Annotated in this window: 23 protein-coding genes and 1 tRNA gene; 12 read left to right on the top strand and 12 right to left on the bottom strand. The window is 47.6% G+C overall.

What is annotated here, in order from left to right; translation table 11 throughout:
• Positions 1–9 precede the first annotated feature (9 nt).
• The 3 genes from gspD to ACKU40_RS16460 all read right to left on the bottom strand — a co-directional run bounded on the left by gspD (position 10) and on the right by ACKU40_RS16460 (position 3,761).
• Complete coding sequence (gene gspD / locus ACKU40_RS16470; RefSeq protein WP_320173874.1) at positions 10–2,025, bottom strand: type II secretion system secretin GspD; 2,016 nt, start codon at positions 2,023–2,025, stop codon at positions 10–12.
• Between the two features lie 158 nt (positions 2,026–2,183).
• Positions 2,184–2,636, bottom strand: coding sequence for a JDVT-CTERM system glutamic-type intramembrane protease MrtJ (mrtJ, locus tag ACKU40_RS16465; protein ID WP_320173873.1), 453 nt, complete (start codon positions 2,634–2,636; stop codon positions 2,184–2,186).
• Between the two features lie 93 nt (positions 2,637–2,729).
• Positions 2,730–3,761, bottom strand: a complete 1,032-nt coding sequence (locus tag ACKU40_RS16460) for a glycosyltransferase family 9 protein (protein WP_320173872.1) — start codon at positions 3,759–3,761, stop codon at positions 2,730–2,732.
• A gap of 282 nt (positions 3,762–4,043) precedes the next feature.
• Here ACKU40_RS16460 and ACKU40_RS16455 point away from each other — a divergent pair, with 282 nt between their 5' ends.
• Positions 4,044–4,628: a hypothetical protein gene (locus tag ACKU40_RS16455; protein WP_320173871.1), complete on the top strand. Its 585-nt coding sequence runs from the start codon at positions 4,044–4,046 to the stop codon at positions 4,626–4,628.
• Between the two features lie 220 nt (positions 4,629–4,848).
• Positions 4,849–5,823: a ketoacyl-ACP synthase III gene (locus ACKU40_RS16450; RefSeq protein ID WP_320173870.1), complete on the top strand. Its 975-nt coding sequence runs from the start codon at positions 4,849–4,851 to the stop codon at positions 5,821–5,823.
• Positions 5,824–5,840: 17 nt separating this feature from the next.
• Here ACKU40_RS16450 and cysC read toward each other — a convergent pair whose 3' ends face one another.
• The 9 genes from cysC to ACKU40_RS16405 form a co-directional block, all read right to left on the bottom strand.
• On the bottom strand, positions 5,841–6,479 hold the full coding sequence (gene cysC / locus ACKU40_RS16445) for an adenylyl-sulfate kinase (RefSeq protein ID WP_320173869.1): 639 nt from the start codon (positions 6,477–6,479) through the stop codon (positions 5,841–5,843).
• 4 nt (positions 6,480–6,483) lie between these two features.
• Positions 6,484–8,130 carry a mechanosensitive ion channel family protein gene (locus ACKU40_RS16440; protein WP_320173868.1) on the bottom strand — a complete coding sequence of 549 codons (1,647 nt, stop codon included), beginning with the start codon at positions 8,128–8,130 and terminating at the stop codon, positions 6,484–6,486.
• Positions 8,131–8,263: 133 nt separating this feature from the next.
• Positions 8,264–9,361 (bottom strand): non-hydrolyzing UDP-N-acetylglucosamine 2-epimerase, encoded by a 1,098-nt coding sequence (gene wecB, locus ACKU40_RS16435; RefSeq protein WP_320173867.1) that lies wholly within the window; start codon positions 9,359–9,361, stop codon positions 8,264–8,266.
• A 102-nt stretch (positions 9,362–9,463) separates the two neighbouring features.
• Positions 9,464–10,783 carry a DNA repair protein RadA gene (gene radA / locus ACKU40_RS16430; protein ID WP_320173866.1) on the bottom strand — a complete coding sequence of 440 codons (1,320 nt, stop codon included), beginning with the start codon at positions 10,781–10,783 and terminating at the stop codon, positions 9,464–9,466.
• A gap of 198 nt (positions 10,784–10,981) precedes the next feature.
• Complete coding sequence (locus ACKU40_RS16425) at positions 10,982–12,415, bottom strand: DUF3426 domain-containing protein (protein WP_320173865.1); 1,434 nt, start codon at positions 12,413–12,415, stop codon at positions 10,982–10,984.
• A 75-nt stretch (positions 12,416–12,490) separates the two neighbouring features.
• Positions 12,491–13,015, bottom strand: a complete 525-nt coding sequence (gene hpt, locus ACKU40_RS16420) for a hypoxanthine phosphoribosyltransferase (protein WP_320173864.1) — start codon at positions 13,013–13,015, stop codon at positions 12,491–12,493.
• Between the two features lie 15 nt (positions 13,016–13,030).
• Positions 13,031–13,492, bottom strand: coding sequence for an N-acetyltransferase (locus ACKU40_RS16415; RefSeq protein WP_320173863.1), 462 nt, complete (start codon positions 13,490–13,492; stop codon positions 13,031–13,033).
• Between the two features lie 6 nt (positions 13,493–13,498).
• Complete coding sequence (locus ACKU40_RS16410) at positions 13,499–13,984, bottom strand: TlpA disulfide reductase family protein (RefSeq protein WP_320173862.1); 486 nt, start codon at positions 13,982–13,984, stop codon at positions 13,499–13,501.
• 90 nt (positions 13,985–14,074) lie between these two features.
• On the bottom strand, positions 14,075–16,495 hold the full coding sequence (locus ACKU40_RS16405) for a homocysteine S-methyltransferase family protein (protein WP_320173861.1): 2,421 nt from the start codon (positions 16,493–16,495) through the stop codon (positions 14,075–14,077).
• Between the two features lie 352 nt (positions 16,496–16,847).
• On the opposite strand from ACKU40_RS16405, the gene ACKU40_RS16400 reads away from it, so the two are divergent.
• The 10 genes from ACKU40_RS16400 (at position 16,848) to ACKU40_RS16355 (ending at position 25,406) form a co-directional block, all read left to right on the top strand.
• Complete coding sequence (locus tag ACKU40_RS16400; RefSeq protein WP_320173860.1) at positions 16,848–17,816, top strand: RNA polymerase factor sigma-32; 969 nt, start codon at positions 16,848–16,850, stop codon at positions 17,814–17,816.
• Positions 17,809–18,597: a hypothetical protein gene (locus ACKU40_RS16395; RefSeq protein ID WP_320173859.1), complete on the top strand. Its 789-nt coding sequence runs from the start codon at positions 17,809–17,811 to the stop codon at positions 18,595–18,597. The genes ACKU40_RS16400 and ACKU40_RS16395 overlap by 8 nt, the downstream gene beginning before the upstream one ends.
• On the top strand, positions 18,594–20,345 hold the full coding sequence (locus ACKU40_RS16390; protein ID WP_320173858.1) for a tetratricopeptide repeat protein: 1,752 nt from the start codon (positions 18,594–18,596) through the stop codon (positions 20,343–20,345). The genes ACKU40_RS16395 and ACKU40_RS16390 overlap by 4 nt, the downstream gene beginning before the upstream one ends.
• Positions 20,342–21,136, top strand: coding sequence for a hypothetical protein (locus ACKU40_RS16385; protein ID WP_320173857.1), 795 nt, complete (start codon positions 20,342–20,344; stop codon positions 21,134–21,136). Before ACKU40_RS16390 ends, ACKU40_RS16385 begins: the two co-directional genes overlap by 4 nt.
• A 30-nt stretch (positions 21,137–21,166) precedes the next feature.
• Positions 21,167–21,490 (top strand): hypothetical protein, encoded by a 324-nt coding sequence (locus ACKU40_RS16380; RefSeq protein ID WP_320173856.1) that lies wholly within the window; start codon positions 21,167–21,169, stop codon positions 21,488–21,490.
• Positions 21,491–21,512: 22 nt separating this feature from the next.
• A tRNA-Tyr gene (locus ACKU40_RS16375) sits at positions 21,513–21,597 on the top strand.
• 164 nt (positions 21,598–21,761) lie between these two features.
• A complete protein-coding gene (rpiB, locus tag ACKU40_RS16370) occupies positions 21,762–22,193 on the top strand; it encodes a ribose 5-phosphate isomerase B (RefSeq protein ID WP_015853529.1) in 432 nt (143 codons plus the stop codon).
• A gap of 137 nt (positions 22,194–22,330) precedes the next feature.
• Entirely contained in the window at positions 22,331–24,310 is a 1,980-nt protein-coding gene (gene tkt, locus ACKU40_RS16365; RefSeq protein WP_320173855.1) for a transketolase, read from the top strand.
• Positions 24,311–24,508: 198 nt separating this feature from the next.
• A complete protein-coding gene (locus ACKU40_RS16360) occupies positions 24,509–25,234 on the top strand; it encodes a hypothetical protein (RefSeq protein WP_320173854.1) in 726 nt (241 codons plus the stop codon).
• Position 25,235: 1 nt separating this feature from the next.
• Positions 25,236–25,406 carry a hypothetical protein gene (locus ACKU40_RS16355; RefSeq protein WP_320173853.1) on the top strand — a complete coding sequence of 57 codons (171 nt, stop codon included), beginning with the start codon at positions 25,236–25,238 and terminating at the stop codon, positions 25,404–25,406.
• The last annotated feature ends 58 nt before the right edge of the window (positions 25,407–25,464 follow it).

Genomic DNA, 25,464 nt, shown 5'->3' with positions numbered 1-25,464 from the left:
GGATACGCCCTATAAGCCGTCTGACAGGGAAGAAGTTGCATCGCCGCTTTTTTTAGAATCACTTCCGATGGTATTAAATTCTTCATCAATGAAATTACTAACTCGATTACGTTGATTTCTGTACTTGTCCATCTTGGCTTTACTTAAGGCTTCAAGCCCTTCGGTTGTCTGAATAATACGTGCTGAAAGAAAAACCATCAGAGTATTCTTGGTGCCACTGTTGCTGGTTGTCTTGAAAAGCCAACCCAACAAAGGCAAATCTGAAAGATAGGGAACACCTGCTTCAGTGCGGGTATGGTCAGCTCTGATCAAGCCACCGATAACCATTGTCGAACCATCAGCCAGAAGCACTGTAGTATCGGTCTTACGATCGTTAGTAATCGGAAGTTCTGTCGTACTGGCTTCAGAAACAGTATTGTAAGTTTGGAATACCTTGAGCTTGACCAGCCCGTCTTCACGATTGATCCTCGGGGTAATCTTAAGCTTGATACCAACATCTTTATATTCGTAGGTAGAAACAACAGCATCACCGCTGGTTGTACTCTGACCGGTTTTATACGGTCTGTTCTGACCGACAAAGATCTCAGCTTCAGCATTGTCCAGAGTCATGATCTGGGGAGCGGATATGAGGTTAAAATCTGTGGCCGACTTGGTAAAGTTTACCAAGGCCCCGATAGTGGGAAAACTCTTACCTGCATAAGAAATAGTATCACCCAGCACCCCCATGGAATAGCCACCTGGGACACTGGAAGGGTTGGCAGCATAGGTGGAAAGGTTACTATCTTTTGTTTTAGTATACCCCAAAGTGGCGACACTGCCACCCAGGTCAATGCCACCCTGCCATTCAACTCCGAATTCCTTGGCATGATCCAAGGTGGTTTCAAGAACAAGGGCTTCAATATAAACCTGATCCTGAGCCTGATCCAACTGCTCAACAAAGTTATCAATCTGCGGCAATTGATCCGCACTAGCCATTACGATCAAAGTATTTGTTGTTTCATCTGCAGAGACTTGAATGTCGTCAGACCCACTGGAAGATGAAGTAGAGGACTTAGTAGACTTGGATGAATCACTGGTATCAGATTGAGAATTACTGCCCTCAGATTTACTGGAAGCGGGAATACCTCCCCCAGTAACAAGGCTTTTCAAAACATCACCGGCCACAACAGCTTCAATATTGTGGAGTCTGTAAATTTTCATCTTCGAATAGGCGTCGCTGCCCTTATCAAGCTTGGAAATAAGTCTTTTAATGGTTTTAATCTGATCGTTGCTTCCTGAAACAAGTAAACTATTAGCCCAGTCCAAAGATTCTATGACCGGGGGAGTTCCGGTTTTACCGGCTGTCGATAATTTTTTATAAAAAGAAGTCAGTTTAGTAGCCACAGTTTTAGCACTGGACTTATCCAACTCAATTAAAGCCAACTCCTGCTCAGCGCCCGCCCTTTTCAAAATACCAAGCAGTTTTTTCATTTTATTAACATTGCTCTGTAAATCCCGGACCATAACGGCATCAGCCATAGGAACAGGTGTTACCTGCCCGATACGAGAAGCCACCTGCGTCAGAACAGTTTGAACCTTAGCCGGATCCATTTTTCCTTCCAGCTGAAAAACAGAAGTGATTATCTCTTCACCATTTCCCTCTGAGGGTGAAGCCTTGATGTCTGGAGAAATAAGCTTTGCATCACGCATGGGCAAAACATAGGTCACGTTATCCCTGGTAACCGCATGAAACCCAGCCCCACTCAAAACTTCCTGAAAAACAGCCATCAGTTCAGGTTCAGTGAGAGACTGTCCAGCATAAATGCTGATATGGGAACCGGGCAAGGCTCCCTTCTGAAAAACAATATTTCTACCGGTGTAGCGACCGACAAATTTAATAAATTCTACCAGAGAGATACTTTCAAGGTTGGCATGGACTCCTTCGCCTCCTTCTGGCTGTGCCGTAGCGGCAGAAACCATAAGAACCATTGACAAAACAAGTCCCACAACAAATTTACATAATTTATTCAGCATATTCAACGCCATAAGCTCCGCCGGTTATCCGGTAAGAATCATTTTTTATCTGTATAGGATTCTCTGCTATCCAGCCGACAATCCTTAAATTCTAACAATTATAAAGTTCTATTCCAGCAAACATCCTACACTTGCAAAAGCCAGTCAAGTTTTCTCAGCTCCATCCAAGATTACATAAACTGATAAAACAAAAATGCATTGTAGGCAAAGTGGATAAGAGTCGCGGAAACCAAACTCCTATATCTCTGCCATATATAGCCGAAGACAAGTGACGGAAAAAAAGTCAGTAAAGCCCAATGGGGAGGCTGATGAATCAAGTGTACACACGCAAAAGTCAACGATGCCAGAAAGTTAGCAAGACTAAGCGGCCCCAATCTCCATTGATACTTTAACAGGCGATCAATTCCTTCCTGCAGCAAAAACCTGAAAAAAAACTCCTCAAATAAAGCTTTCAAGAACAACAGATTCAAAGAAAGTTGAAGATCCGGCTCAGGAACGTATAGGCCTACAAAACCGAAAGAAAGAAATAAATAGAAGACCGGATCAGTTAAGCTGACCGCCCCCCATTTGAACTGACACCAAATCCCTTTCAAAATTCTGTTTACGAAAAAATCATAAACCATACGCTTTGTTATCTACCCATTTATTCAATTATTAAAGCACTTGAAAAGGACTATACCGAACATCCCACTCAAGAGAATCCCCTTGTAGCAGGTTTACACTCTATCTAAAACCCTTAAAAGAACATCTTCCGGCATTACTTTAGTCAGACAGGCCAAATCACCGCGTTCACATTTCTCCCTACCGCAAGGCTCGCACTCAATACCAGCGACAACTTCCTCGTGTTCCGGTGAAGGGAAAACCCAACTTCCGGATGAACCGGGCATGACAATACTTTGTGTGCCGACGGCAACAGCAAAATGCCTCGGAGCAGAACAGTTCCCAATATGAAGAATAGCCCGTTCAATCAAAGCGGCCATAATTCTCAAAGAACCGGGTTTCTCAACCATGACACACTTATCGGCAACTCCGGACTCTTCCCTTACCTTAAGTGCTACATCTTTTTCGCCGGGCCCATAAAGCAGAAAAAATTTAAAATTAGGACGCTTCTCCGCAATTAAACGGATCAACTTTCCATAATACTCTTCCGGCCATTTACGGGTATGCCTTCTATGGGATGCATCAATTGTAATCAAAGGTTCATCATCGGCTACACCAAGGGAATCGAGACAGGCCTTTGCTTCGGCTCGTTCTTCATCAGAAACAAAAATCATCGGCCGCTCGGAATTCCAGTCAATACCAAGAGGCTTAAGCACTCCAGCCTTATACATGGCAGCGTATCCATCCGGGATAGATTGAGGCCAATTGGTATACAGCCAACGGTTATACCACGGCGGCATCTCGGCAAGTTTAACCGGAGCATCACTGAACAGAACAACCCACCGACAACGGGGAAGCTGCTGAAAATCGACAATAAGGTCATATCCGGCCCGCCCCACTTTCCAGTAAAATGCCAAGGCCTTTATTGGATTACGAAGTTTCTTTTTATCAATAGCCCAGACATGGCTGACTGCCGGATTATTATCAAATACTTGCGTACACTTGTCCTCTGTCAGGACATGAATTTCAGCATCAGGATATTTTTTATGGAGAAGTGAAACAGAAGGAGTAGCCAACACAACATCGCCAATCTGGCGCAACTGACAAACAAGTATTTTCTTAGGATTAATTGATGATATATCTTTCACTTTAAAAAGCTCACAAATCTTGTTTCAAACGATCATGACTGCCGAAAGGCACGGAAATAAAGCATACCCACCCTATAAAGTCCAGACTAAGTAAACAGAAAATAACGACCGCCCCCTAAATACTCACAGCCTGCCTGCAAGTAAACCAGCCCGCAGTCCCGGTCAAGTTCCAGCCTCAATACATGCCTTCTAAAATCAACTTTGACAAAAACAACACAGATCAATTAGATTGAAACTAAATATATTTTCACAACCATTACACTTAATAACACGGGAGAAATCATGAAAAGAAGAACTCTGTATCTAGCAACTCTGCTCTTAATAATTTTTGCTTTCCCCCAGACAGGTCTTTCCACAGATACAAAGATGAAAGACACTATACTTCAATTAGATTATACTCCGATCGACATTGATATCCCCCCATGTCCTGTAAAAATAGCGGTTGTTAAATTCACAGAAAGCAAGCCCATTAAAGAAATAGGTCAAAGCAAACTTTTCACCTACTACCCTTCAGTGGACATTGGAACCTGGATGGGGCAATCGCTCTACAAACAACTCAAGGCTGAAGGTCTTGATGTGGAATATTTCGAAACCATGGACGAAGCGGGAGACCTTTTTATCATTACCGGTATTGCCAACAAGGTATACATTAACCGGCCCGGCCAGCTTGAAATGAACTACAAGGTCCGTCTGGACGGTATGGTCACCAAAAGCAACAAGCTGCTTTTCGCCAAAAACTATATATCCAAGCAAAAAAAAGACATGACCAACACCGGCGATAATGCAGGCAAGCTTATGGCCGGACTTCATGACATTTTCACACTATTCCTTCCAACAGCAATTAAAACGGTCAACGAAAGCCAATAATCACCTGTATAACAAACACCGACCATACCTGTCCGGTGTATCTTTGATACGCCGGACATTTTATATACACCTAAGAAGGTATATTATTTTACCCTGCAAGCTTGCATAGCGCATAAAATCTCGCTATTAGAACCATCCCCGGACTATCACTTATCCGATACTACTTTATCCTTAACTACCTTCTTATGAAGACAACAAGCACTATGCAGTTGCAAGAGCAATGAACAGCTTTATCAATAATATAGACTACTATCTCCCTGAATATACCATAGACTGCCATGAGCTGGATGAAACCAAGCCTCACTGGCATGTAAGCAACTCACTGCCTAAGACAGGCGTTCGCTATCTGCACCACTCAGCAAAAGATGAAACCACCTTGCAGATGGCCTATAAAGCCGCGTCAAAAGTTCTGTCCGGACTATCTGCAGATGAATTACCGGACACGCTGATCGTCTGTACCCAGACTCCGGACCAACTCCTGCCCCATGTTTCCGCCTGCCTGCAACACGAACTTGGCCTTCCGTCTTCGACCAAATGTTTTGACGTAAGCCTCGGCTGCAGCGGGTATTGCTACGGTCTTTCCATTGCCTACGGCTACATGGCAGCCGGAATATCTAAACGGGTACTCTTTGTAACTGTCGATAACTACTCCAAAACTATAGATCCGGAAAACAAGACATCTTTCCTTATATTTTCAGATGGTGCGGCTGCGACAATTATCGATAAACCTGAAACAGCTCCCTCATTTCTCTTTGGAACAGACGGCAGCCGCAGTGAATCAATCCGTTGCCTCAATTCAGGAATCAGCGTTGTAACAGGAAAAGAAGACAACGCACCTATCGCCAAGCCGGACATGCAGATGGACGGATTCAAGGTCTTCCAGTTCACAGTAAAGACCATTCCGAATGAGATCAGAAAACTGGCTGAGCAAGCCGGAGTCGGCATGGATGGAATCGATCTTTTCGTCTTTCATCAGGCCAGTAATAAGGTTCTGGAGTCACTTGCCGAGAAGCTGAAGATCCCGGAAGAAAAAATGATCATCGACCTGTACGAAGTGGGCAACACGACTTCCTCTACCATCCCCATTGCCCTTAAGAGGGCGGAAAACAGGGGGGAACTCAAACGAGGAGACACTATCATGCTCTTCGGATTCGGAATCGGCCTCAGCTGGTCCGGCGCTGTACTTAAATACTAAAAGAACTCCCCGAAATCTCATTTCGGGGAGTTCTTTTTTTGGGCAATCTGTACAGCTTGAAAACCAACCTTCTCAAGAATGAAACCACTCACCTTTGCCACTGATTCCTCAAGCGTTTCCTTATCCGTATCAACAACCAGATCAGGAGCTTCCGGAGCCTCATATGAAGCTGAGATTCCGGTATAATTCTTGATTTTACCTTCACGAGCCAATTTGTAGTAGCCCTTTACATCCCGCTCTTCACAAACCTCAAGCGGACAGGTGATAAATATTTCATAAAAATCAGCGTCCCCTACAATCTCGCGAGCCATCTGGCGATACTTTTCAAGAGGAGAAATGAACGCGCACATGCAGATTGTCCCGTTCTCCGTAAACAATTTCGACACTTCTGCTATACGCCTGATGTTCTCTGTCCGGGCAGCCGGAGAAAAACTTAAGTCTCCGCATAATCCGTGGCGAACATTATCCCCGTCGAATACGTAAGCCCTCATGGACCGATCAAAAAGCTGCTTTTCAACCTCATGGGCAATAGTGGATTTTCCTGATCCGGAAAGGCCGGTGAACCAGAAAACCGCAGACCGGTGCCCATTGAGCACCTCCCTGTCTTCCCGGAAAACCTTTCCCCGATACTTCTGGATATTTCTTTCACTACTCATGATCTCAATCCTCCGCTTTATGCAAATATACATCCTGCTGGGGAAAGGGGATAACAATTCCTTCCGCATTGAAGCACTTATAAATATCACGACTGAGTTCATGAATCAGCCTGCCCCGGTCATGAGGACGAGCGGCCCAGCAGAGCAGTTCAAACTCAAGGGCTGAATCTCCAAACTTGCGGAAACGGACCCTGGGCGCAGGATCTTTGAGAGTCAGATAGTTGTTTTCCGCCAACTTCATCAGCAATTCTTCAACCTTATCGACATCACTGCCGTAAGCTACTCCGAGTTTGATACGCACCCTGAAATGCGGATGGGGGCGGCTTTGGTTTACAACCTTGCCATTGGTGATAACCGAGTTGGGAATGGTGATCATTATGTCATCACGGGTCTGAATCCGGGTACTGCGCATGCCGACAGCCTTGACCTCACCGCGGTCGCCGTTATCGAGCACAATATAATCGCCTGCCCTGAAAGGACGGTCCATAAAGATAGAGACTCCACCGAAAAAGTTGGCCAATGTTTCCCGGGCAGCCAAGGCAACAGCAACACCGGCAATACCGGCCGAAGCAAAAATAGCCGTGACCGGAATACCGAAATAGCTCCCGGCATTGTAGAAAAGCACAAAAACAAGGCCGAATGAAGCCATACGGCATCCAAGCCGGATAACATCCGCATCAAGAGCCTCTTCCTTGATCTTTGAAGTATAGATAATACCGCGCATAACCACATCGCCGCCTATGATGATAGCCACGCCCGCGAATATGGCAAAAAGGAATTTCAGCAGCATGGATATCCATGAAAGCACATCGCCTGTGATATTGATCTGATCATCAATAAGATACTCCATTACAATGCAGATCAACATGGCATAAAGCGGGAACAACAATCTTTCCCATCTCCAATTCCACTTGCGGATCCTGTATTTCTGCTTCTTATGCCAGAGCCAGACACCCCACATGCTGAGGTCTCCCAGAATCAGAATCATTACCATTGCTATCCATTGCCAGACGGCCTGCCCCAGATAGCCTTCCTTCATCCATTCAGGAAGCTTCTTTAAAAATCCATCCGGTATCATCCAGCCGGAAGAATAGATATACTGCTCATAAAAGCCGGTATAATTCTCGCCCTTATCACTACGGTAAGGAAGATGGCTCACTTCTTCATAATATTCTTCCAACCGCCGCACAGTTTCAGGTGTGAACAGATAAGACCCCATACGCGGGCCCTCCGGGCAACGTCCGATAGTGATTTCTGTATGAGGGATGCGCCAGAGCAGAATATTAAATTTTTTAACTTCGGATTTATCGGGAACGTCGGCAAGGTCCGGCAATTCGATACGATCCAGAATCTCCCGCAACCTGAGTACTGATTCGACACTCACATCACTGAGAAGCGTAGGCGGAACCATACTGAAATCAAAACACCGCTCAGCGCGTTGCATAAACTCTCTTGCTAAAAACAAATCTTCTTCCGCAGCCGTAGCCTCTTCATAAAGCTTATCTGTGTAGTGAATAAAACTCGAAAGGGTCGCCCGGGGGCTGGAAGTATCCGGTGGTTCAAGAGGGAAAATATTGGAGGCAAAAACCGATTTGCTAAGCAGAACCAAAAACATCAATGAAACAAAAACGCAACGAACACTGGATGGCATAATTATCCCCTTTTTCAATTTCTGCCGCACCTTAACACGAGCACCCATGATTTTTCCATTGTTTAAACAACGAAAAAACCCGCCCCTGAAGATCAGAAACGGGTTGTATTAATTCATTTACAGTCAAATAAGATCAGCCTAGAAAATCCAGCAGGATTTTCCAGATACGCTCAGAAGCATGACCATCCCAACCGTCAATCTTAGGAGCAGGGCTACCGGTCTTCTTCAATGCGTTTTCTGTTTCCCGCAGAATATTTTCACCGGAAATTCCGGCCAGAACATTGGTTCCTTTCTCAATTGTAACAGGACGTTCGGTATTCTCACGCACAGTCACGCAGGGCACTCCAAGCGCTGTTGTCTCTTCCTGCAATCCCCCGCTGTCGGTAATAACCACCTGCGCATCTTTCCACAGATACAATGATTCCCTGAAAGAAAGCGGAGGAAAAGTATGCACGTTTTCAGAAAAAGATATCCCGAACTGGGCCATCATTTTCTCGGTACGGGGATGGATAGGAAAAAGCAGGGGTAAATCTTCGGCAATCTTATTCAGAGCATCAACAATGCCCTCCAGAACCTCACGATTATCCACATTGGAAGGACGGTGCATAGTCATAAAACCATAGCGCCCGATCTTCTCCTTCAACTCGCGGCTCCGATAGTCAGCAACAACCTCAGGTCCCAACCGGTCCACATTGTGGAAAAGGTTGTCTATCATCACGTTACCGACATGAAAAATCGTATCCGCATCCTTACCTTCACGGAGCAGGTTTTCCCGGCCATGATCTTCAGTGGTAAAGAACAGGTTACTGATGGAATCGGTAACCATGCGGTTGATTTCCTCAGGCATGTCCATATCACCGCTGCGAAGACCGGCTTCAACATGAGCCACCGGAATATGCAGCTTACGCGCAGTCACAGAGCAGGCCAAGGTGGAGTTAACATCACCCACAACCACCACAAGGTCAGGTTTTTCATCCATGCACATTTTCTCGAAAGCGACCATAATAGCCCCGGTCTGCTCCGCATGGGTTCCGGTGGACTTGCCCATATTGAATTTAGGCTTGGGAATGTCCAGATCCTCAAAAAAGACCTGTGACATCTGACGGTCATAATGCTGTCCGGTATAGACCATCTGGCATTCAACGCCCTCAAGATCACGTGATGCCCGAAAGATCGGTGCAACTTTCATCAAATTGGGCCGTGCTCCGGCAACCAAAAAAACTTTTTTCATTAAATGCCTCCGGCGGCTTAAACCCTTTTGCAAAAGGGTTTAAGAATCCCAAAACCTTTTATTAAGCTTCGCTCTGTTGAGCAAAGATCGTCATATTTATAATTATTCAGGACCAAACAACTTTGCCTGCAACTCATCCAGAGTGCGGCAAGTCTCTGACTGAAAAATGGGTCCGTAACCCAGCCGCTGGGCCTGCTTGAGTCTTGTTTCCCCGCCTGATGCGGGCCGGATGCGCCCGTTTAAGTCCACCTCACCCCAAAAAACAGCTCCGGGCCGCAAGGGACGATCATAAAAAGAGGACAGCACCGCTGACACTACACCCAGATCAAGTCCGGGATCACGCATGGCCAAGCCGCCGCCGATCTTGGCATAAATATCCAGCTGACCCAAGTTCAAATTTAACCGTTTTTCCAGCACAGCCAAAATAAGGTTCAACCTGTTGGTATCAAAGCCTAATGCTGTCCGGCGCGGAATAGAAAGCACTGTACGGCTGGCAAGGGCCTGAACTTCCACGGCAAAGGGTTTATGCCCATCCATGGCCATGACCACTGCTGCCCCGGAACAGGAATCATCCCGGTCGCCGAGAAAAAGTGTCGAAGGATCTTCCACAATCTCCATACCGGACTGACGCATGGAAAAAACCACCAACTCATCACTGGGACCGAATCTGTTCTTGAGCACCCGCATGATACGCATCATGTGCTTGCGGTCCCCCTCAAGGTACAGCACCGTATCCACCATGTGTTCCAGCAGCTTCGGTCCGGCAATCTGCCCATCCTTTGTCACGTGCCCTACAATTACTAAAGTAGTGCTGGTCTTCTTGGCCGCTTCCACCAGCTCGGAGGAAACCGCCCGTACCTGACTGACGCTGCCGGGGATGCCCTCCGCCCTTGGAGAGGTCAAAGTCTGTACCGAGTCGATGATCATCAAATCAGGCTTTTCCGGAGCCTCCAGAATAGACAGAGCCTCTTCCGCATTGGTAGAAGCCACCGCCAGCAAACCGGATTGCAGCACGCCCAGACGGTCCGCCCTGCCCCGAATCTGCGCCAATGATTCTTCACCCGAAAAATAAACCGCTTTATTACCCATGCGGCACTGCTCTGCAGCCAGCTGCAGCAGCAAGGTAGACTTACCAATGCCCGGTTCTCCGCCCACCAGCACAGCACCGCCGGGGACAAAGCCCTTACCCAGCACAGTATCAAGAGGCTTGAATCCGGTTGAACGGGCTTCGGTATGCTCTACAGGGATATCAGCCAACGGCACAGCCAAAATGTTGGCAGGGGCATGGCTCACACCGCCCTTGCGACGAACAACAACCTTTTCCTGCAGAGTATTCCACTCGCCGCAACGAGGACATTGACCCTGCCATTTCAAGGCCTGCGCCCCGCAATTAGTACAAACAAAAACGTCTTTAGTTTTCATGGTGGAAACCCTAAATTAAATTCGCATAAAAAAAGGCGGGAGATTCAGCTTAAAGCCATATCTCCCGCCACTAATTAACTTCTAATCAGCACAATCTCACAAGCTATGCCCGGATAAAAACCCACTAAAAGTTTTTGGGATTCTTAAACCCTTTTGTAAAAGGGTTTAAGCCCCCGGAGGGCCGCCGGAGGCATGCCTCTACTTCTTAGGCGGATTCTTGGCGTCTACTACGTTAATGACATACTCTTTAACTGCAGGCGAGGGCTGGAAGAAAACAACCATAAAAGGCGTATCCATACCCGGCTTGAGCAGTGTGTTGTTGGAGAGTATGCCGACTTTGGAGCCAAGTCCGGCCTCGATTTCTTCTTTGGACTGCACTTCCAACTGGAACAGGGAAAGAGTATTTCCGCAAAGCAGTCTCTTGGAATCAAGAACCTGTCCCTTATCATCGAAAAGCTGTGCTTCAACTTCAATCAGCTCTTTGGGAGTGCTGAAATTGTTCACAACCTTACCTTCGATAATAAACAGCTGTCCGGCCTTGTCATTGTTGACATAGAACTGGCGCAAATCCTTGAATGAGAACTTGCTGAACCGCTTGGATGGCGGCTCGTTGGAATCTACAGTTCCGGCATCGTCAGAAGTAACGAAGGGGATGCTGAACGGCAGGCTTTCCCAAAGTTTGAGATACCATGCTGCTCCAGCGCCACCGGCAAAAAGGATCAGGATAATCAGGGTAATGATCAGCCCTTTTTTACCTTTCTTCTCTTTTTTCTTGGATGACGGAGCGTCGAGGTTATCATCGAGATCGAAACCAGTCGCTTCATCATCGAGGTCAAAACCGGCTATTTCGCCGTCATCAAGAGCGAGGCCGTCATCTTCTTCCACATCATCTTCGGATAAATCCTCTTCTGTAAAATCTTCACCGTCCTCGAAATCTTCCTCTGCGAAGGTGCCGTCATCTTCCTCAACCTCTTCATCATCATCGAAAAGATTATCCTCGGAAAGATCAGCGCCGTCATCCTCATCGCCGAAAAGGTCGTCATCATCAAAGAGGTCATCACTTTCCTCTTCGACTTCTGCGCCGCCGGCAGGAGCGGAAGCGGCTTCGACATCATCATCGCCACCGAACAGCTCGTCATCTATATCAAAATCATCCTCTTCTGCAGGAGCTTCCTCAGCATCGCTCTCTGCAAAAGGGTCATCATCGTCATCAAAAAGGTCGGCCCCGATTTCAGCATCATCGGAATTATCGTCAGAACCGAAAAGATCATCTTCAAAGTCGTCAGAATCATCCGCAGCAGTTTTCCCGGAATCATCAGTGCCGATATCTCCGAAGGGATCTTCTCCCAGCTCAGCACCCAATTCATCAACGGCCTCGTCAAAAAGGTCATCGTCAAAATCAGATTCCGGTTCGGGCTCTGGTTCAGGCTTGGGTTCCGGTTTCGGTTCCGGTGCAGGTTTCGGCTGCTCCTCTTCAAGCATGGACTCAACTTCATCCTCAGGCTCGGGAGCGGGAGGAGCTACCTTAAAAATATTTCCGCATTTGGAGCATTTAACCTTAGCTCCACCTGCCGGAATCTTACTTTCCGGTAAATTGAATTTGGTCTCGCAATTTGAACACGTAATAATCATGGACCACTATACCTGCCATTGAATAGGTTTAACCGACTCTATTTATTACAACTTTAAGAACAGAAAGCCTAAAATCTAGGCATTCTCAAGTTCATACACTGCACTTAAATACCTGTATTTTTCAGCATAGTCCATTCCGTATCCCACAAGAAAGCCGTGGTTGAGGACAAAACCGGGAAATTCAACTTCCAGATCAATCTCACGACGCTCTCTTTTATCAATCAGGGCGCAGGTTTTCACGCTCAGCGGGTTACGTTTTGAAAACACATGCTTAAGAAACTCCACAGAGTGTCCGGTATCAACGATATCTTCGATGATCAGCACATGCTTATCTGCAATGGATACTTCAAGGTCCTTGGAAAAATTCATGTTTCCGGTACGGCTGGTTCCTGCGCCGTAGCTGGAAAGACGCACGAAATCGATTTCAGGATCGGAAGACAGAGCGCGGGTGATGTCAGCGAAAAAGAGATAAGCGCCTTTAAGTACGCATACGCAGACCAGCGGTTCCTGACCGTATGTTTCGGAAATTTCTTTTCCTAAAACTTTAATTCTTTCAGCAATTATTTCTTTGGAATAAACTTCTTTAAGGCTATGGCCCATGATAGTTTTCCTTGTTTATTTCAGTTTCATGATCATTGGAACTTCGTCGCAATCCGGAAACTGGGGACAGTTAATACAATCGGCCCAGATTTTCTGGGGCAGAACATGCTTATCTGTTTCCACAAATCCCAGTTTTGCAAAGAACTTCTCAATATTAGTCAATACAAATACGTCGCAAACACCAAGCTCGCGCGCTTCCTGAAGACAAAATTCCACCATCTGTGCACCCAGATTGGAACCACGTGCTTCAGGCACAACAACCAAAGACCGCACTTCTGCCAGACAATCCCAGCTTATGGCAAGTGCACAACAGCCGATAATTTTGCCGTCTTCATCTTCGGCCACAAAAAAATCACGCAGATGTCCGTAAATGGAGTTCAAAGGCCGGGGCAGAACCATCGCATCTTTTGTCCGGTCCTTAATGATGGAATGGATATGCTTGGCATCTCCCATCAATGCTTTTCTAATCTTAAACATCCGCGTCTACCGATCCTTTAGCATCTTATTAATATATCTTTCAAACATGGCGCCGGGGTAACTTCCTTCCTTGTCGAAAACCCGCTGCCCTGCAGGATCATAAAGCATGGTTCTGGGAATGGACTGAATCCTGAATGAAGCGCCCACATCTTCAGCAGCAAAATAGACCGGATAATTAAACTTCTCGTTTTTAAGCATAAATTCATCCACTGCATCACTGTCCTGATCCACCGAAACGCCGATCATTACCAGATCATCATCAGAGAATTTCTTGCGCAGCTCAATAAGTTCAGGAATCTCAGCACGGCATGGAGGACACCAGGTAGCCCAGAAATTGACCAGCACTACCTTCCCCTTGCTCTTAGCGATAATCTCCTGAATCCCCTGAGCGTTGACAGTATCAACACCCTCAGCGGTCTCAGCCTTGTCACATCCGGCAACAAGCACGAGCAGCAGGGCAATCAATACGCTTAATTTATTGAACATCTTCATATAGTTCCTCAAACCGAACGTAAAGTTCAGCAAGTTATAAACAATCCACTAGCAGATTCCATTGAATAATTCAAAAATCCGCATCCTGCATTACTGCAGCAGGTTTTTGGCAACTTTTACCGCAGCGACAGCATCAGTAGACCAGCCGTCTGCACCAATGGAGTCACAGAATCCACCGGTAATAACCGCACCGCCGATCATAACCTTGATATCGAGATTACGTTCTTTGATCAGATTGATGGTGTCTTCCATGCGGACCATGGTAGTGGTCATCAATGCGGAAAGCCCGACGATCTTTGCTCCGTATTCTTCAGCAGCATTGACGATGGTTTCAGCGGGTACATCTTTGCCGAGATCAATCACGTTGTAGCCGTGGTTTTTGAGCATCAGGCAGACAATGTTTTTACCGATATCGTGAATATCGCCTTCAACGGTTGCCATGATGATGGTAGCTTTCTCCTCCACTTCTCCGGAAGCTTCGAGCAGCGGCTTGAGCTTTTCAAAACCCTTCTGCAGGGTTTCAGCGGACTGCAGAAGCTGGGGAAGGAAATATTCCTTACGCTCGTACTTTTCACCCACTTCCATGATTGCCGGGATGAGATCTTCATTGACCATTGCAAAAGGCGCACGTCCGCCTTCAAGGTCACGCTCTACGAGTGCGACGATGGAACCGCGGTCGCCTTTGACAACAGCATCAAAAAGGTTTTCAGCCCCGGACTTGTCAGCTTTATTACCGCCCGTTGCAGCACCGGACTGACCACCATCACCGGAAGGAGTCCAATTTGCATAACGCTCGATATACTGCTCGGCCTGCGGATCGCGGCAAAGCATAACTTCGTTGGCGTAGAGAGCTTCACGCAAACGCACTGAGTTGGGGTTGGAAATAAATGCAGCCATCCCCTGTCCCTGACAAAGGGTCAGGAAACTGGAGTTAAGCAGTTCACGGGCCGGAAGACCGAAAGAAATATTAGACAGGCCCAGCACGGTGGGCAGGTTCCACTCTTCGCGGCAATGCTTGATAAAATCAAGGCAATGACGGGCAGCCATAGGCTTGGAGGAAACTGTCAGGGCCAAAGCGTCGACCATGATCAGCCTGCGCGGGATGCCCAGATCGTCAGCCTGCTTGAGCAGCTCAGAGACAACCTCAACTTTCTCGGCGCAGGTAATGGGCAGCTTGCTGCCTACGATGGGCAGCAGGATGAACGGGGCACCAAACTTTTTGCACAGGGGGCCAAGACGCTCCATACGTCCGGGCTCACCGCTGATGGAGTTGACCAGCGCAGAGCCGGGGTATTCCCAGAGAGCCGCTTCAACAGCATCCGGGTTGGTGGAATCAATGGAAAGCGGTGCGGAATGCTGGGCGAAAATTTCTTTAACCAGCGCGGGCAATATTGCGACCTCATCAACCATAGGCGCACCGACGTTTACGTCCAGAACAGGTGCCCCGACAGCGATCTGCTCTTCGGCAAATTTCATGGCTTCGGTAAACTGGCCTTTCTGGAGTTCCGCGATGAGCTGCTTCTTGCCGGTGGGGTTGATGCGTTCACCGATGATAACGCCGCGTTGTTCAAAACCGATCTTTACAGACTGGGCGCGTGAGGTCAGCACCAGCTGGCAATCATCCTGCGGAACAGGACGCTTCCATTTGGCACCGTCTACTCGATTGCGCAGGGCACGGATATGATCCGGACCTGTTCCGCAGCAGCCGCCGATAAATTTAGCACCGACATCCACAAACTTGGCAGACTGCTCGGCAAAAGGTTCAGGCTGAAGGCGAAAAACAGTGTTGCGATTCTCATCCAGTTCGGGCAGTCCGGCATTAGCTTCCACCAGAAGAGGAGAAGAAAGACGGGGCTGCATATTTTCCAGCACTTTCAGAATCTGCTCCGGTCCGGCTGAACAGTTGGTACCCATAAGCTCAACACCCATGTTCTGCATGGTGTCGATAAAAGTTGCGGGAGAGGTTCCGGTCAAACAGGCTAACGGAGACTCAAAAGTCATGGATAAAGCTACGGGCAGGTCGCAGACTTCGCGGGCGGCAATTACCACGGCACGGGCTTCAGCGAGATCAAAATGAGTTTCACCGAGAATCAGATCAACTCTACCTTCTACAAGACCGGTGATCTGCTCCTTGTAGATTTCGACCATTTCCTTAAAGGTCATCTCGCCCAACGGCTGCACAAAATGTCCGGTGGGGCCGACACTACCGGCGATAAAGATATTATCACCGCCAACTGAGCGGGCGAGAAGGGCCATTTCCCGGTTCAAGCCGATTACGTCTACATCTGCGCCAAGCTTGGGCCTGCTGCCGCCGAAGGTGTTGGTGGTCAGCACGTTGGCCCCGGCATCAACGTAATCCTTGTGTACGGATTTAATTACCTCGGGACTCTGGAGTCCGAAAAGTTCTGGGGACATGCCTGCGGGAAGTCCACGGCTCTGCAAAAAGGTTCCGTAACCTCCGTCAAAGAAATATATCTTGTCGTCACTGAGGGCTTTGCGAAAATCAGGCATGTCGAACGCTCCACTTTTTTATTGAATTTTAATCTCAGCCAAAAGGCTGATCATCATTTTACTTTTTGATGAGTATAGTCCTGTAGAATAGTCACCGGTAGCAACATGTCCACTATAACTGGCATGAACAGGCTGTGCCGCTCTGACCTAGAATTAATTATTTTGAAAAAAGATACAAAAAACAGTTCCTGAGAACTCCAAAAGAAGGGCATAATGCGTTGAAAACGCTTCTACTTAAAAACATTGAAAAGGACAAATAAAAACTATACCCTTACAAGTTACAGATTAGAACTTTTGTTTACAATAAAATATTCAAATAATTTCAGTCGAACAGGAAAATATAAACTGGCCAATGTCATCAAAAGAAGAACCGTTAGAGCTTGAACCTGTTGAAAACGAAGAGGTCGAACTGCCGCCCAGGGACGATTTCCTGCCCACGCCCCGCGCCAAGGGAGAAGTCGCAACCAAGGACCCTCTTCACTTGTATTTACAGGAAATCAGCCGTTTTCCCCTGCTGGAGCCGGATGAAGAATTCCAGCTTGCCAAGCAGGTGCAGGAAAATGGAGACCAACAGGCGGCCTTCAGACTGGTGTCCTCGCATCTCAGACTGGTGGTCAAGATCGCCATGGACTTCCAGCGCCGCTGGATGCAGAATGTGCTTGACCTTATTCAGGAAGGCAACGTGGGCCTGATGAAAGCCGTCAATAAGTTTGATCCCGACAAAGGCATCAAGTTCTCATACTATGCTGCCTTCTGGATCAAGGCGTACATCCTTAAATACATCATGGATAACTGGCGCATGGTTAAAATCGGGACCACCCAGACCCAGCGCAAACTTTTTTATAATCTGAATAAAGAACGCCAGAGATTACAAGCTCTGGGCTTTGATCCAACTACCTCCGAGCTTTCAAAAAACCTGAATGTAAGCGAAGAGGAAATTACAGAGATGGACCTGCGTCTGGCCAAGAACGACCTTTCCCTGAACCTCAAGTTCGGAGAGGATTCCGAAGCCACACGTATGGATTTTCTACCCGATCTTGGTCCCGGAGTAGAAGAAACCCTTGCCAACAAGGAGATTTCCACATTACTGCTTGACCAGCTCAGGACAATTGTTCCAAATCTCAATGATAAGGAACAAGTAATCCTGAATGACCGCCTTCTCTCCGATTCCCCCAGAACACTGCGGGAAATCGGTGAAGAGTTCGGGGTAACGAGGGAAAGAGTTCGCCAGATTGAAGCAAGACTGCTGAAAAAATTGAGGGAACATCTGGCTGAATCAGTTAAAGACTTTTCACAGGACTGGATACCTGAAAATGAATAAGCTGCTTACCGATCTTAAAAAAGAAGCAAAGGCTATGGCCTCGGCCCTGCCTGTACCGGTTTTTTACCGCGATCTGGAAACCCAGATTGAATTTGCAAGGGATATGTTTTTCGATCATCCGCTGATCATCAGGCTGCAGGAAGACGTATTGCCCTTTCTTTATGATGAATATGCCCACGGCATCTACCATTCCAAAAAGGTAGCCATCGAAGCCGGAGCCATCATCCTTAAGGAAGGAGATGATATGGACGGAGACCGCGTCCGCGAGCTGGTTCTGCTGGCTCAGTTCGGCGGGCTGCTCCACGACTGCTGCCGCCTTGATGAAAATCACGCCGTCCGCGGTTCTGAAACATCAAAAGTAATTCTTAACAATTACCCCCTTTCCGAACGCAGCAAAGAACTCATTGCCGAGTCCATTGCCCGCCATGAAGCTTTCAAACCGGAAAAGCCCATTGATAACGATCCGGAGCTGACCCTTTTAAGCGGCGCCCTTTATGATGCTGACAAATTCCGCTGGGGACCGGACAACTTCTCCACCACTCTCTGGGAAATCTGCGATTACGAAGACTGGACAGTGGAAGAAATCATTAAAAAATTCCCCAAGGGACTCGAAATAATCAAATCCATTGAATCCACCTTCCGCACTAACACCGGAAAGGAATACGGACCGGAAATGATTGCACAGGGCATTACCATCGGCTCCGCAATCTACGAAAAACTGGTTGAATATTCCAAGGATCCCAAATACCTCCCGCAGGAAGAACCCGAAAGGCTTTTATGATACAAACTACCGGCTCATCACGCTGCCCGCTGAAGGTTGTTGCCGCAACAACCCTTCTGGTCCTGCTCATGCTGCAGGGCTGCGCAACCAAGAATACTGCCCGACCTGAATTTCAGCTCCCGCTGAGTCCTGAAGCGCAGTTAACATACGATTATCTGGTCTACATGGATTACCGCACCCGGCTGGGACAAGCCTATAGCGGACTGAAGACACCCCAGACAATCAATGAAGTTGCGAAGCTGCAAAAAGAAGCTTTGACCGTTTTAAACCGGATCATTGCCGCTGAGCCGCAGGAAAAGCTTTATCTGGATAAATTCGCATTATACTGGACTTCTCAGCAGATAGATGAAGCAAGAGCCACCCTTAAGGAGGCTCTTGCCAAATATCCCGACAGCCGGGACCTGAATATCAGCCTTGCCAACACCTATCTAGTGGACAACCGCAATGCTGATGCCGAAGCCGTACTCAAGGAATACCTGATCAAGAATCCTGAAGACCTCATAGTCACAGGACATCTGGCACGCATCTATCTGGAACAAAAAAAATTCGCGCAGGCGCTGGATATCCTCAAGGTCATCCCCAAGGAGAAACGGACCGCGCAAATCCATTATCTGCACGCCAAATCCAGCGCCGGACTCGGGCTGACCAGACAAGCCATCCGCAGCCTGAAGAAGGCGGTTGAAGTCAAACCTGATTTCATTGAAGCATGGGGCGAACTGGCCTACATGCATGAATTGGAAAAAGATTACGACTCCGCGGAACAAATCTACACCAAGATGCTTGAATTTCCGGATGTATCCAATCACATCCGGTTGCGTCTCATGGAACTCTGCCTCAAGCTGAACAATCCCGAACGGGCATTGAAGCTCGGAATTGAAGGCCCCCGCAACAAAGCATTCATGCTTGAAGCGGCCCAGTTATTCATCAGCGGCAAATTCTACGGACAGGCTTCTATCCTGCTGGACCTTTTCGCCCAGCAGAAAACAATCCCTGACTCCTACTATTTCTTCAAGGCATCCATTGCTTACGAAGGTGAGGACGACCCGGGCAAGGCGCTTGGCTACCTAAACAAAATTTCTCCGCAAAGCGAACATTATGATCGCAGCCTGCAATTCCGGGCTCACCTGCTCATGGACCTCAAGCGCAATAAAGAGGCCCTTGAGATCATCAGGAAAGGTGAAGAAAAGTTCACCGAAGAGGCCAATTTCTATCTGCTTGAAGCAGGACTCCATTCGGAAGCAGGCGACAGCAAGGCAGCCAAGGATGCTCTGCTACGCGGGAATGCCAATATTCCCGGTCATACGCAGATTCTTTTTCAGCTCGGCGTAATGGAAGAACAGGAAGACAATCTGGACCAGACCCTTAAATACATGGAACAGATCATCTCCGGATTCCCGGACCATGCTGATGCACTCAATTTCATCGGCTACATACTGGCTGACCGCAATGAACAGCTGGACCGGGCCATGGTCCTGATCAGCAGGGCCAACAGGCTGGAACCGGATAACGGCTACATCCTCGACTCTCTGGCTTGGGTCAATTACCGCATGGGCAAATATGAAGAGGCATGGGAAATAATCAAGCGGGCCATCTCGCTTAGACCCAAACAGCCTGAACTCTGGGATCATTACGGAGATATTGCCGCAGCGCTCGGCAAGAAGAAATCTGCTGCCAAAGGTTACCGTAAGGCTCTTGAATTTAAACCTAAAAACGCTGAGCAGATCCGCAAGAAACTGGAAGAATTATGATTTCCCGTTCATGCCGCACGGCTTTGATTCTGCTGCTCCTTTTGGTTGCAATCAGCGGATGTTCCACCCGTTCCTCGATCAATAATGATCCAGCAGATATCTATAATTCATTCCGCAATGAATACGGGAATTGCAACGCCACAGGCATAAGAGCCAAAGCCAGCCTCTACTACACATCAAAAGGATCAGGGCACCGCACGACAATGTCCCTGTGGGGTGACTATGCATCTCCCCTGCGTCTGGATGTACGTGCAGGCATTGGGGCCTACATTGCCCATATCCGCGAAGACAATTCAGGACTGACCGCGTTCTACCCCGACCAGAAAACAGCCTACTCGCACTCCTCACCGGTCCGCGCGGTCCAAATACTGGGCCTGCCGTTTCCATTCTCCCTGAAAGACCTTGCAGGACTTATCTCCGGCTGTTATCCCAACCTGATACCAAAATCATACGATACCGCAGTTCCAGAGAACGGAAATCTGCGTTTTACTTTTGACAACGGACCCGTCAGTTCAATCGTGCTGACGGAACAGGGAACACCGATAGAAATATCGGGACGTGGCGAAATTGCATGGCGCATGGAACTGTCCTCTTATGAAGAAGACAATTCAGGCAAACTGCTGCCGGAAAAAATCGCCGTATACACAGAACTGGGAGATAAAGCCCTTCTGCGTATAAAATCCCGGACCTTCACTGCAAAACCGTGGCAGGCAGAAGCTCTTGAGCTCAAGCTGCCCGAGGGTTCCGAGGAAATCCGTCTCGACCGGAACGGATATGTCAGAATCGATTAAAATGTTAGGCTTTTCATAACGGAGGGAAGTATGAGCGGGCAGGATTTTAATTCTAATGAAAAAAGTAGTGGACTTCTTGAAAACTTTAAACTAGGTCTCGATGTCTGGCTGGCAGAGATGAAAGGAATTGTTTCAAGACTGCTTGGAAATTTCGAAGTCTCACAGCTTGAAAAGCGTCTTGAGAAAGAATACGCGCTTCTTGGAAAACTCACTGTAGGTGATGTTGACGGAAACGCAGAACTGTGTAAAAAGCAGATCGAATTTTTCAAAGATGAAATCAGCAGGCTTGAAAAAGAGCAGGCTGCCAAGCGCGATGTTAAATATCGCGATAATGAACGTAAAATGGATATCTAACCGGTAACGGTTCATATAGAGTGGTGGGGTTCCCGAGTGGCCAAAGGGAACAGACTGTAAATCTGTCGGCAGCGCCTTCGGAGGTTCGAATCCTCCCCCCACCACCACCTTGAATCCTCGGTTGATTCCAAAAAAACCAAAAGTACAGGGTGTTACAAACAGAGTTGAGCACGGCCTGATCAATATAGTTCTGCGGGAAAGTTCTCGACAGAACTGTTTTTTTGTTGTGCTTCTGACCGTTTTTTACACATCCTGCGCGGGAGATCTGGATATGGCCGGTAAAGTTGTAATCGGTTCGGACCACGGGGGCTTCACCCTCAAAGCATTCGCCATCAAACTGCTCAGCGACATGGGTTATGATGTAATCGATGCCGGACCCGAAGAAGCTGTCAGCTGCGACTATCCTGTTTACGCCGAAAAAGTAGCCGAAATGGTTACCGGGGAAGATATTCCCGGAATCCTGATCTGCGGAACTGGACTGGGAATGTCCATGGCTGCTAATAAAATCAAGGGCATCCGTGCTGCCATGTGTACTAATGAGTACATGGCCAAGATGGCCCGTGCGCACAACAACGCAAACATCCTCTGTCTCGGTGAACGAGTGATCGGGCCCGGATTGGCGGAAGAAATCATCCGCGCCTTCATGACTTCCGAGTTTGAAGGTGATCGGCACCTGCGCAGAATCAATCTTTTCGATAAATAGTAGATATCCCGTCAGCATTATTGCCGGCGGGATTCTTTAATTTATAACATTAGACAGCATTCTCCAGGGAAGTGGAGCGGTTAGCCGCCAAGCTTGAATGCTGAATAAAATATCATCACTAATAGGGGACTCAAAAAATGAGTAACAACCAGTTGGACCAGAAAGCGGTCAACGTTGTAAAAGGTTTGATCATGGACTCCATCCGCAAGGCCAATTCCGGCCATCCCGGCGGTTCCATGTCTTCCGCGGACTTCGCCTACGTCCTGTACAAGGACTTCCTTAAATTCGATCCCAGCAATCCCGAGTGGGCTGACCGCGACCGTTTTGTAATGGCTGCAGGTCACGAATCCCCGCTGCTCTACTCCATCCTGCACCTCTGCGGATTCCTGACCATCGAAGACCTCAAGCAGTTCCGCCAGCTGGATTCCATCACCCCCGGCCACCCCGAACACGACATGACTCCCGGCGTTGAAGCCACTTCCGGCCCCCTCGGTCAGGGTTTCTGTGTCGGTGTAGGTATGGCTACCGCTGAGGCTTTCCTTAACGCCAATACCAACAATGACGTTGTAGACCACTACACCTATGTTCTCTCTTCCGACGGTGACTTTCAGGAGCCTGTAGCACTCGGTGCTGCAACCCTCGCCGGACTCTGGGGACTGGGCAAACTCATTGTTTACTACGATTCCAACGACATCCAGCTCGCAGGCCCCACCAGCAAGTGCGACTGCACCGACTTCAAAAAAGTTTTCGAAGCCATGTGCTGGCACGTTGTGGAAATCGACGGTCACGATCACGAAGCCATCCGCGCAGCTGTAAAAGCCGGTCAGGCTGAAACTTCCAAGCCGACCATCATCATCGGCAAAACCGTAATGGCGAAAGGTGCCGCTACCTGCGAAGGCAGCCACTCCACCCACGGTTCTCCTCTTTCTCACGAAGAAATCGAAGCAACCAAGAAATGCTTCGGTCTTCCCGAAAAAGAAACTTTCTACGTACCCGAGGATGTTGTTGAACATTTTCAGGCTCGTTTCCCCGATCTCAAAGCACTGGCAGCCCAGTGGAAAGAAAAATCCGACGCAGTGCTCGCTGCTGACGAAAAAATCGCTGCTTTCTGGGCACAGGCCAACACTCCCCGCGGCGAGATCAAACTCGAACTGCCTGAATTCGAAGCAGGTCAGTCCATTGCTACCCGTAAGGCCTGGGGCGCATGCCTCGACGCTATCACCGACGCTCTGCCCACTCTCGTGGGTGGTTCCGCGGACCTCGATCCCTCCAACCAGACTGCGAACTTCCGCAAAAAGGTTGGCGACTTCGCTATCGACGGCAAAACCGCACGCAACCTCGCTTTCGGTGTCCGTGAATTCCCCATGTCCGTTATCCTCAACGGTATGGCTCTCCACGGCGGCGTAATCCCCTTCGGTGCAACCTTCCTGACCTTCTCCGACTACTGCCGTAACGGTATGCGCATGTCTGCTCTGCAGCACCTGCCGGTCATCTACATCTACACCCACGATTCTTTCTACGTAGGTGAAGACGGCCCGACCCACCAGCCCATCGAGCACGTAGCATCCCTGCGTCTCATCCCGAACATGCTGGTGCTCCGCCCCGCAGATGCACGCGAAACCGCAGCATGCCTCGAAATCGCAATGGCACAGGAGAAACGTCCTTCCTCCCTCATGCTCACCCGTCAGGGACTTCCTGTCCTCGGCAAAGATGAATACCCGCAGGTAGAAGAAGGCGTTAAGCGCGGCGGTTACATCGTAAAAGATTGCGAAGGCACCCCGGACATGATCGCCATTGCCGCAGGTTCCGAAGTATCCATGGCTATCGAAGCCGCTTCCATGATCGAAGGCAAAAAGATCCGCGTGGTCTCCATGCCTTCCGTAGAACTCTTCGAAGAGCAGGATCAGGAATACAAGGATTCCGTACTTGATCCCAACGTACGCACCCGCATCGCCGCAGAAGCAGGCCGCCCCGAAGGCTGGTACAAATACGTCGGCATGGACGGCGCAGTACTCGGCATCGACCACTTCGGCGCATCCGCACCCGCAGCACAGCTCGCAGAGAAATACGGTTTCACCGCCGCCAACCTCGCCGAGATGATGAAGAAACAGTTCTAGTAGCTGATTCGACACATAAAAATTCAAAATCCCCCCGGAACGGTTGTTCCGGGGGATTTTTTTGATGAGAATTGCATTACTAAAATTTACTTAAAACATATTTCGATATGCTTGATAAATATGAGTTAAGTTATTGACTAAAATAATAATTTTACTTATCAGTAAACCACTACTCACTGTTAATATTAAGGCAATATAATGAATGTATTTGTAAGAACCGTCATTTGCACAGCTTTACTAGTCATATCCAAATGCGACTTGCTAAATGATCTGAACAATCTAGATATTATTACGATTCATTTTGCTGATCCAACGATAAAAACAGCTAACAATATTCTTTTCGTTGTGGGCACACTTCTTAGTGCAATATTATTAAGCTGGGAACTTCATATCCAAAAAGCAAACATAACCAAGTATAAACGCCAGCAAAAAAATCTGATTGGCAATTACAAAGCAACCCTACTCTCTGGCCTAAAACAGATATTAGGGATCAAACATTTTCCAGAAGTAAACATACGTATTTTTTTATACAATAAAAAAAAGCATAGCTTAGATATTATTAACATTGAAGGGCTTGCACAAGTTGGAACCACAGCAGGACTTTCATTCGATATCTCTAAAAATGAAGGTCTTGTAAGTGCCTGTTACCAAAGCAACAACTACATATACAACCCCGATCTTCACAACTCTGATAATACGACAATGCCTCTAAGTCATAGACAAAATAATCAAACAGCAAATCTAAGATTTTGCTTATGCATTCCTCTATTTGACAGTAAGGATAAAATCAATGCTATAGTAGCTCTCGACAGCACAGAAGCGTTAGAAATACCTAAAGACAAGGAACAAAAAATAGTAAAAACTATTACAACTTTTTGCGAAACTTTGAAAGATTTACTACCTGTAACCTTTAAGGAGTCTTAAAATGGCGGTAACAACAAAAGAACGCAAATCTGAAGAGATAAAATCTGAAAGCTATAAAGAAAAAATAAATTCAAAATTCAGAGAGAACCGCTTAAAACAACGAAAAATTAAAGCAAAACAAGAGTTAAGTGATTTACTAGGATACGTCACATATGTTTTACCGAACAAATAAAATTTAACTGACTATAAAGCCGCAAAAATCAATTTTTCACAGCCTTATAGTCATCGTG

This window comes from Maridesulfovibrio sp. (assembly GCF_963666665.1).
Classification (GTDB): domain Bacteria; phylum Desulfobacterota; class Desulfovibrionia; order Desulfovibrionales; family Desulfovibrionaceae; genus Maridesulfovibrio.
This window is presented reverse-complemented; position numbering and strand designations above follow the sequence as displayed.

Bases quoted from the DNA above. Each gene is read 5' to 3' on its own strand.
- gspD (WP_320173874.1), bottom strand. From the start codon at position 2,025: ATGGCGTTGAATATGCTGAATAAATTATGTAAATTTGTTGTGGGACTT.
- mrtJ (WP_320173873.1), bottom strand. From the start codon at position 2,636: ATGGTTTATGATTTTTTCGTAAACAGAATTTTGAAAGGGATTTGGTGT.
- ACKU40_RS16455 (WP_320173871.1), top strand. From the start codon at position 4,044: ATGAAAAGAAGAACTCTGTATCTAGCAACTCTGCTCTTAATAATTTTT.
- ACKU40_RS16450 (WP_320173870.1), top strand. From the start codon at position 4,849: ATGAACAGCTTTATCAATAATATAGACTACTATCTCCCTGAATATACC.
- cysC (WP_320173869.1), bottom strand. From the start codon at position 6,479: ATGAGTAGTGAAAGAAATATCCAGAAGTATCGGGGAAAGGTTTTCCGG.
- ACKU40_RS16440 (WP_320173868.1), bottom strand. From the start codon at position 8,130: ATGCCATCCAGTGTTCGTTGCGTTTTTGTTTCATTGATGTTTTTGGTT.
- wecB (WP_320173867.1), bottom strand. From the start codon at position 9,361: ATGAAAAAAGTTTTTTTGGTTGCCGGAGCACGGCCCAATTTGATGAAA.
- radA (WP_320173866.1), bottom strand. From the start codon at position 10,783: ATGAAAACTAAAGACGTTTTTGTTTGTACTAATTGCGGGGCGCAGGCC.
- ACKU40_RS16425 (WP_320173865.1), bottom strand. From the start codon at position 12,415: ATGATTATTACGTGTTCAAATTGCGAGACCAAATTCAATTTACCGGAA.
- hpt (WP_320173864.1), bottom strand. From the start codon at position 13,015: ATGGGCCATAGCCTTAAAGAAGTTTATTCCAAAGAAATAATTGCTGAA.
- ACKU40_RS16415 (WP_320173863.1), bottom strand. From the start codon at position 13,492: ATGTTTAAGATTAGAAAAGCATTGATGGGAGATGCCAAGCATATCCAT.
- ACKU40_RS16410 (WP_320173862.1), bottom strand. From the start codon at position 13,984: ATGAAGATGTTCAATAAATTAAGCGTATTGATTGCCCTGCTGCTCGTG.
- ACKU40_RS16405 (WP_320173861.1), bottom strand. From the start codon at position 16,495: ATGCCTGATTTTCGCAAAGCCCTCAGTGACGACAAGATATATTTCTTT.
- ACKU40_RS16400 (WP_320173860.1), top strand. From the start codon at position 16,848: ATGTCATCAAAAGAAGAACCGTTAGAGCTTGAACCTGTTGAAAACGAA.
- ACKU40_RS16395 (WP_320173859.1), top strand. From the start codon at position 17,809: ATGAATAAGCTGCTTACCGATCTTAAAAAAGAAGCAAAGGCTATGGCC.
- ACKU40_RS16390 (WP_320173858.1), top strand. From the start codon at position 18,594: ATGATACAAACTACCGGCTCATCACGCTGCCCGCTGAAGGTTGTTGCC.
- ACKU40_RS16385 (WP_320173857.1), top strand. From the start codon at position 20,342: ATGATTTCCCGTTCATGCCGCACGGCTTTGATTCTGCTGCTCCTTTTG.
- ACKU40_RS16380 (WP_320173856.1), top strand. From the start codon at position 21,167: ATGAGCGGGCAGGATTTTAATTCTAATGAAAAAAGTAGTGGACTTCTT.
- rpiB (WP_015853529.1), top strand. From the start codon at position 21,762: ATGGCCGGTAAAGTTGTAATCGGTTCGGACCACGGGGGCTTCACCCTC.
- tkt (WP_320173855.1), top strand. From the start codon at position 22,331: ATGAGTAACAACCAGTTGGACCAGAAAGCGGTCAACGTTGTAAAAGGT.
- ACKU40_RS16360 (WP_320173854.1), top strand. From the start codon at position 24,509: ATGAATGTATTTGTAAGAACCGTCATTTGCACAGCTTTACTAGTCATA.
- ACKU40_RS16355 (WP_320173853.1), top strand. From the start codon at position 25,236: ATGGCGGTAACAACAAAAGAACGCAAATCTGAAGAGATAAAATCTGAA.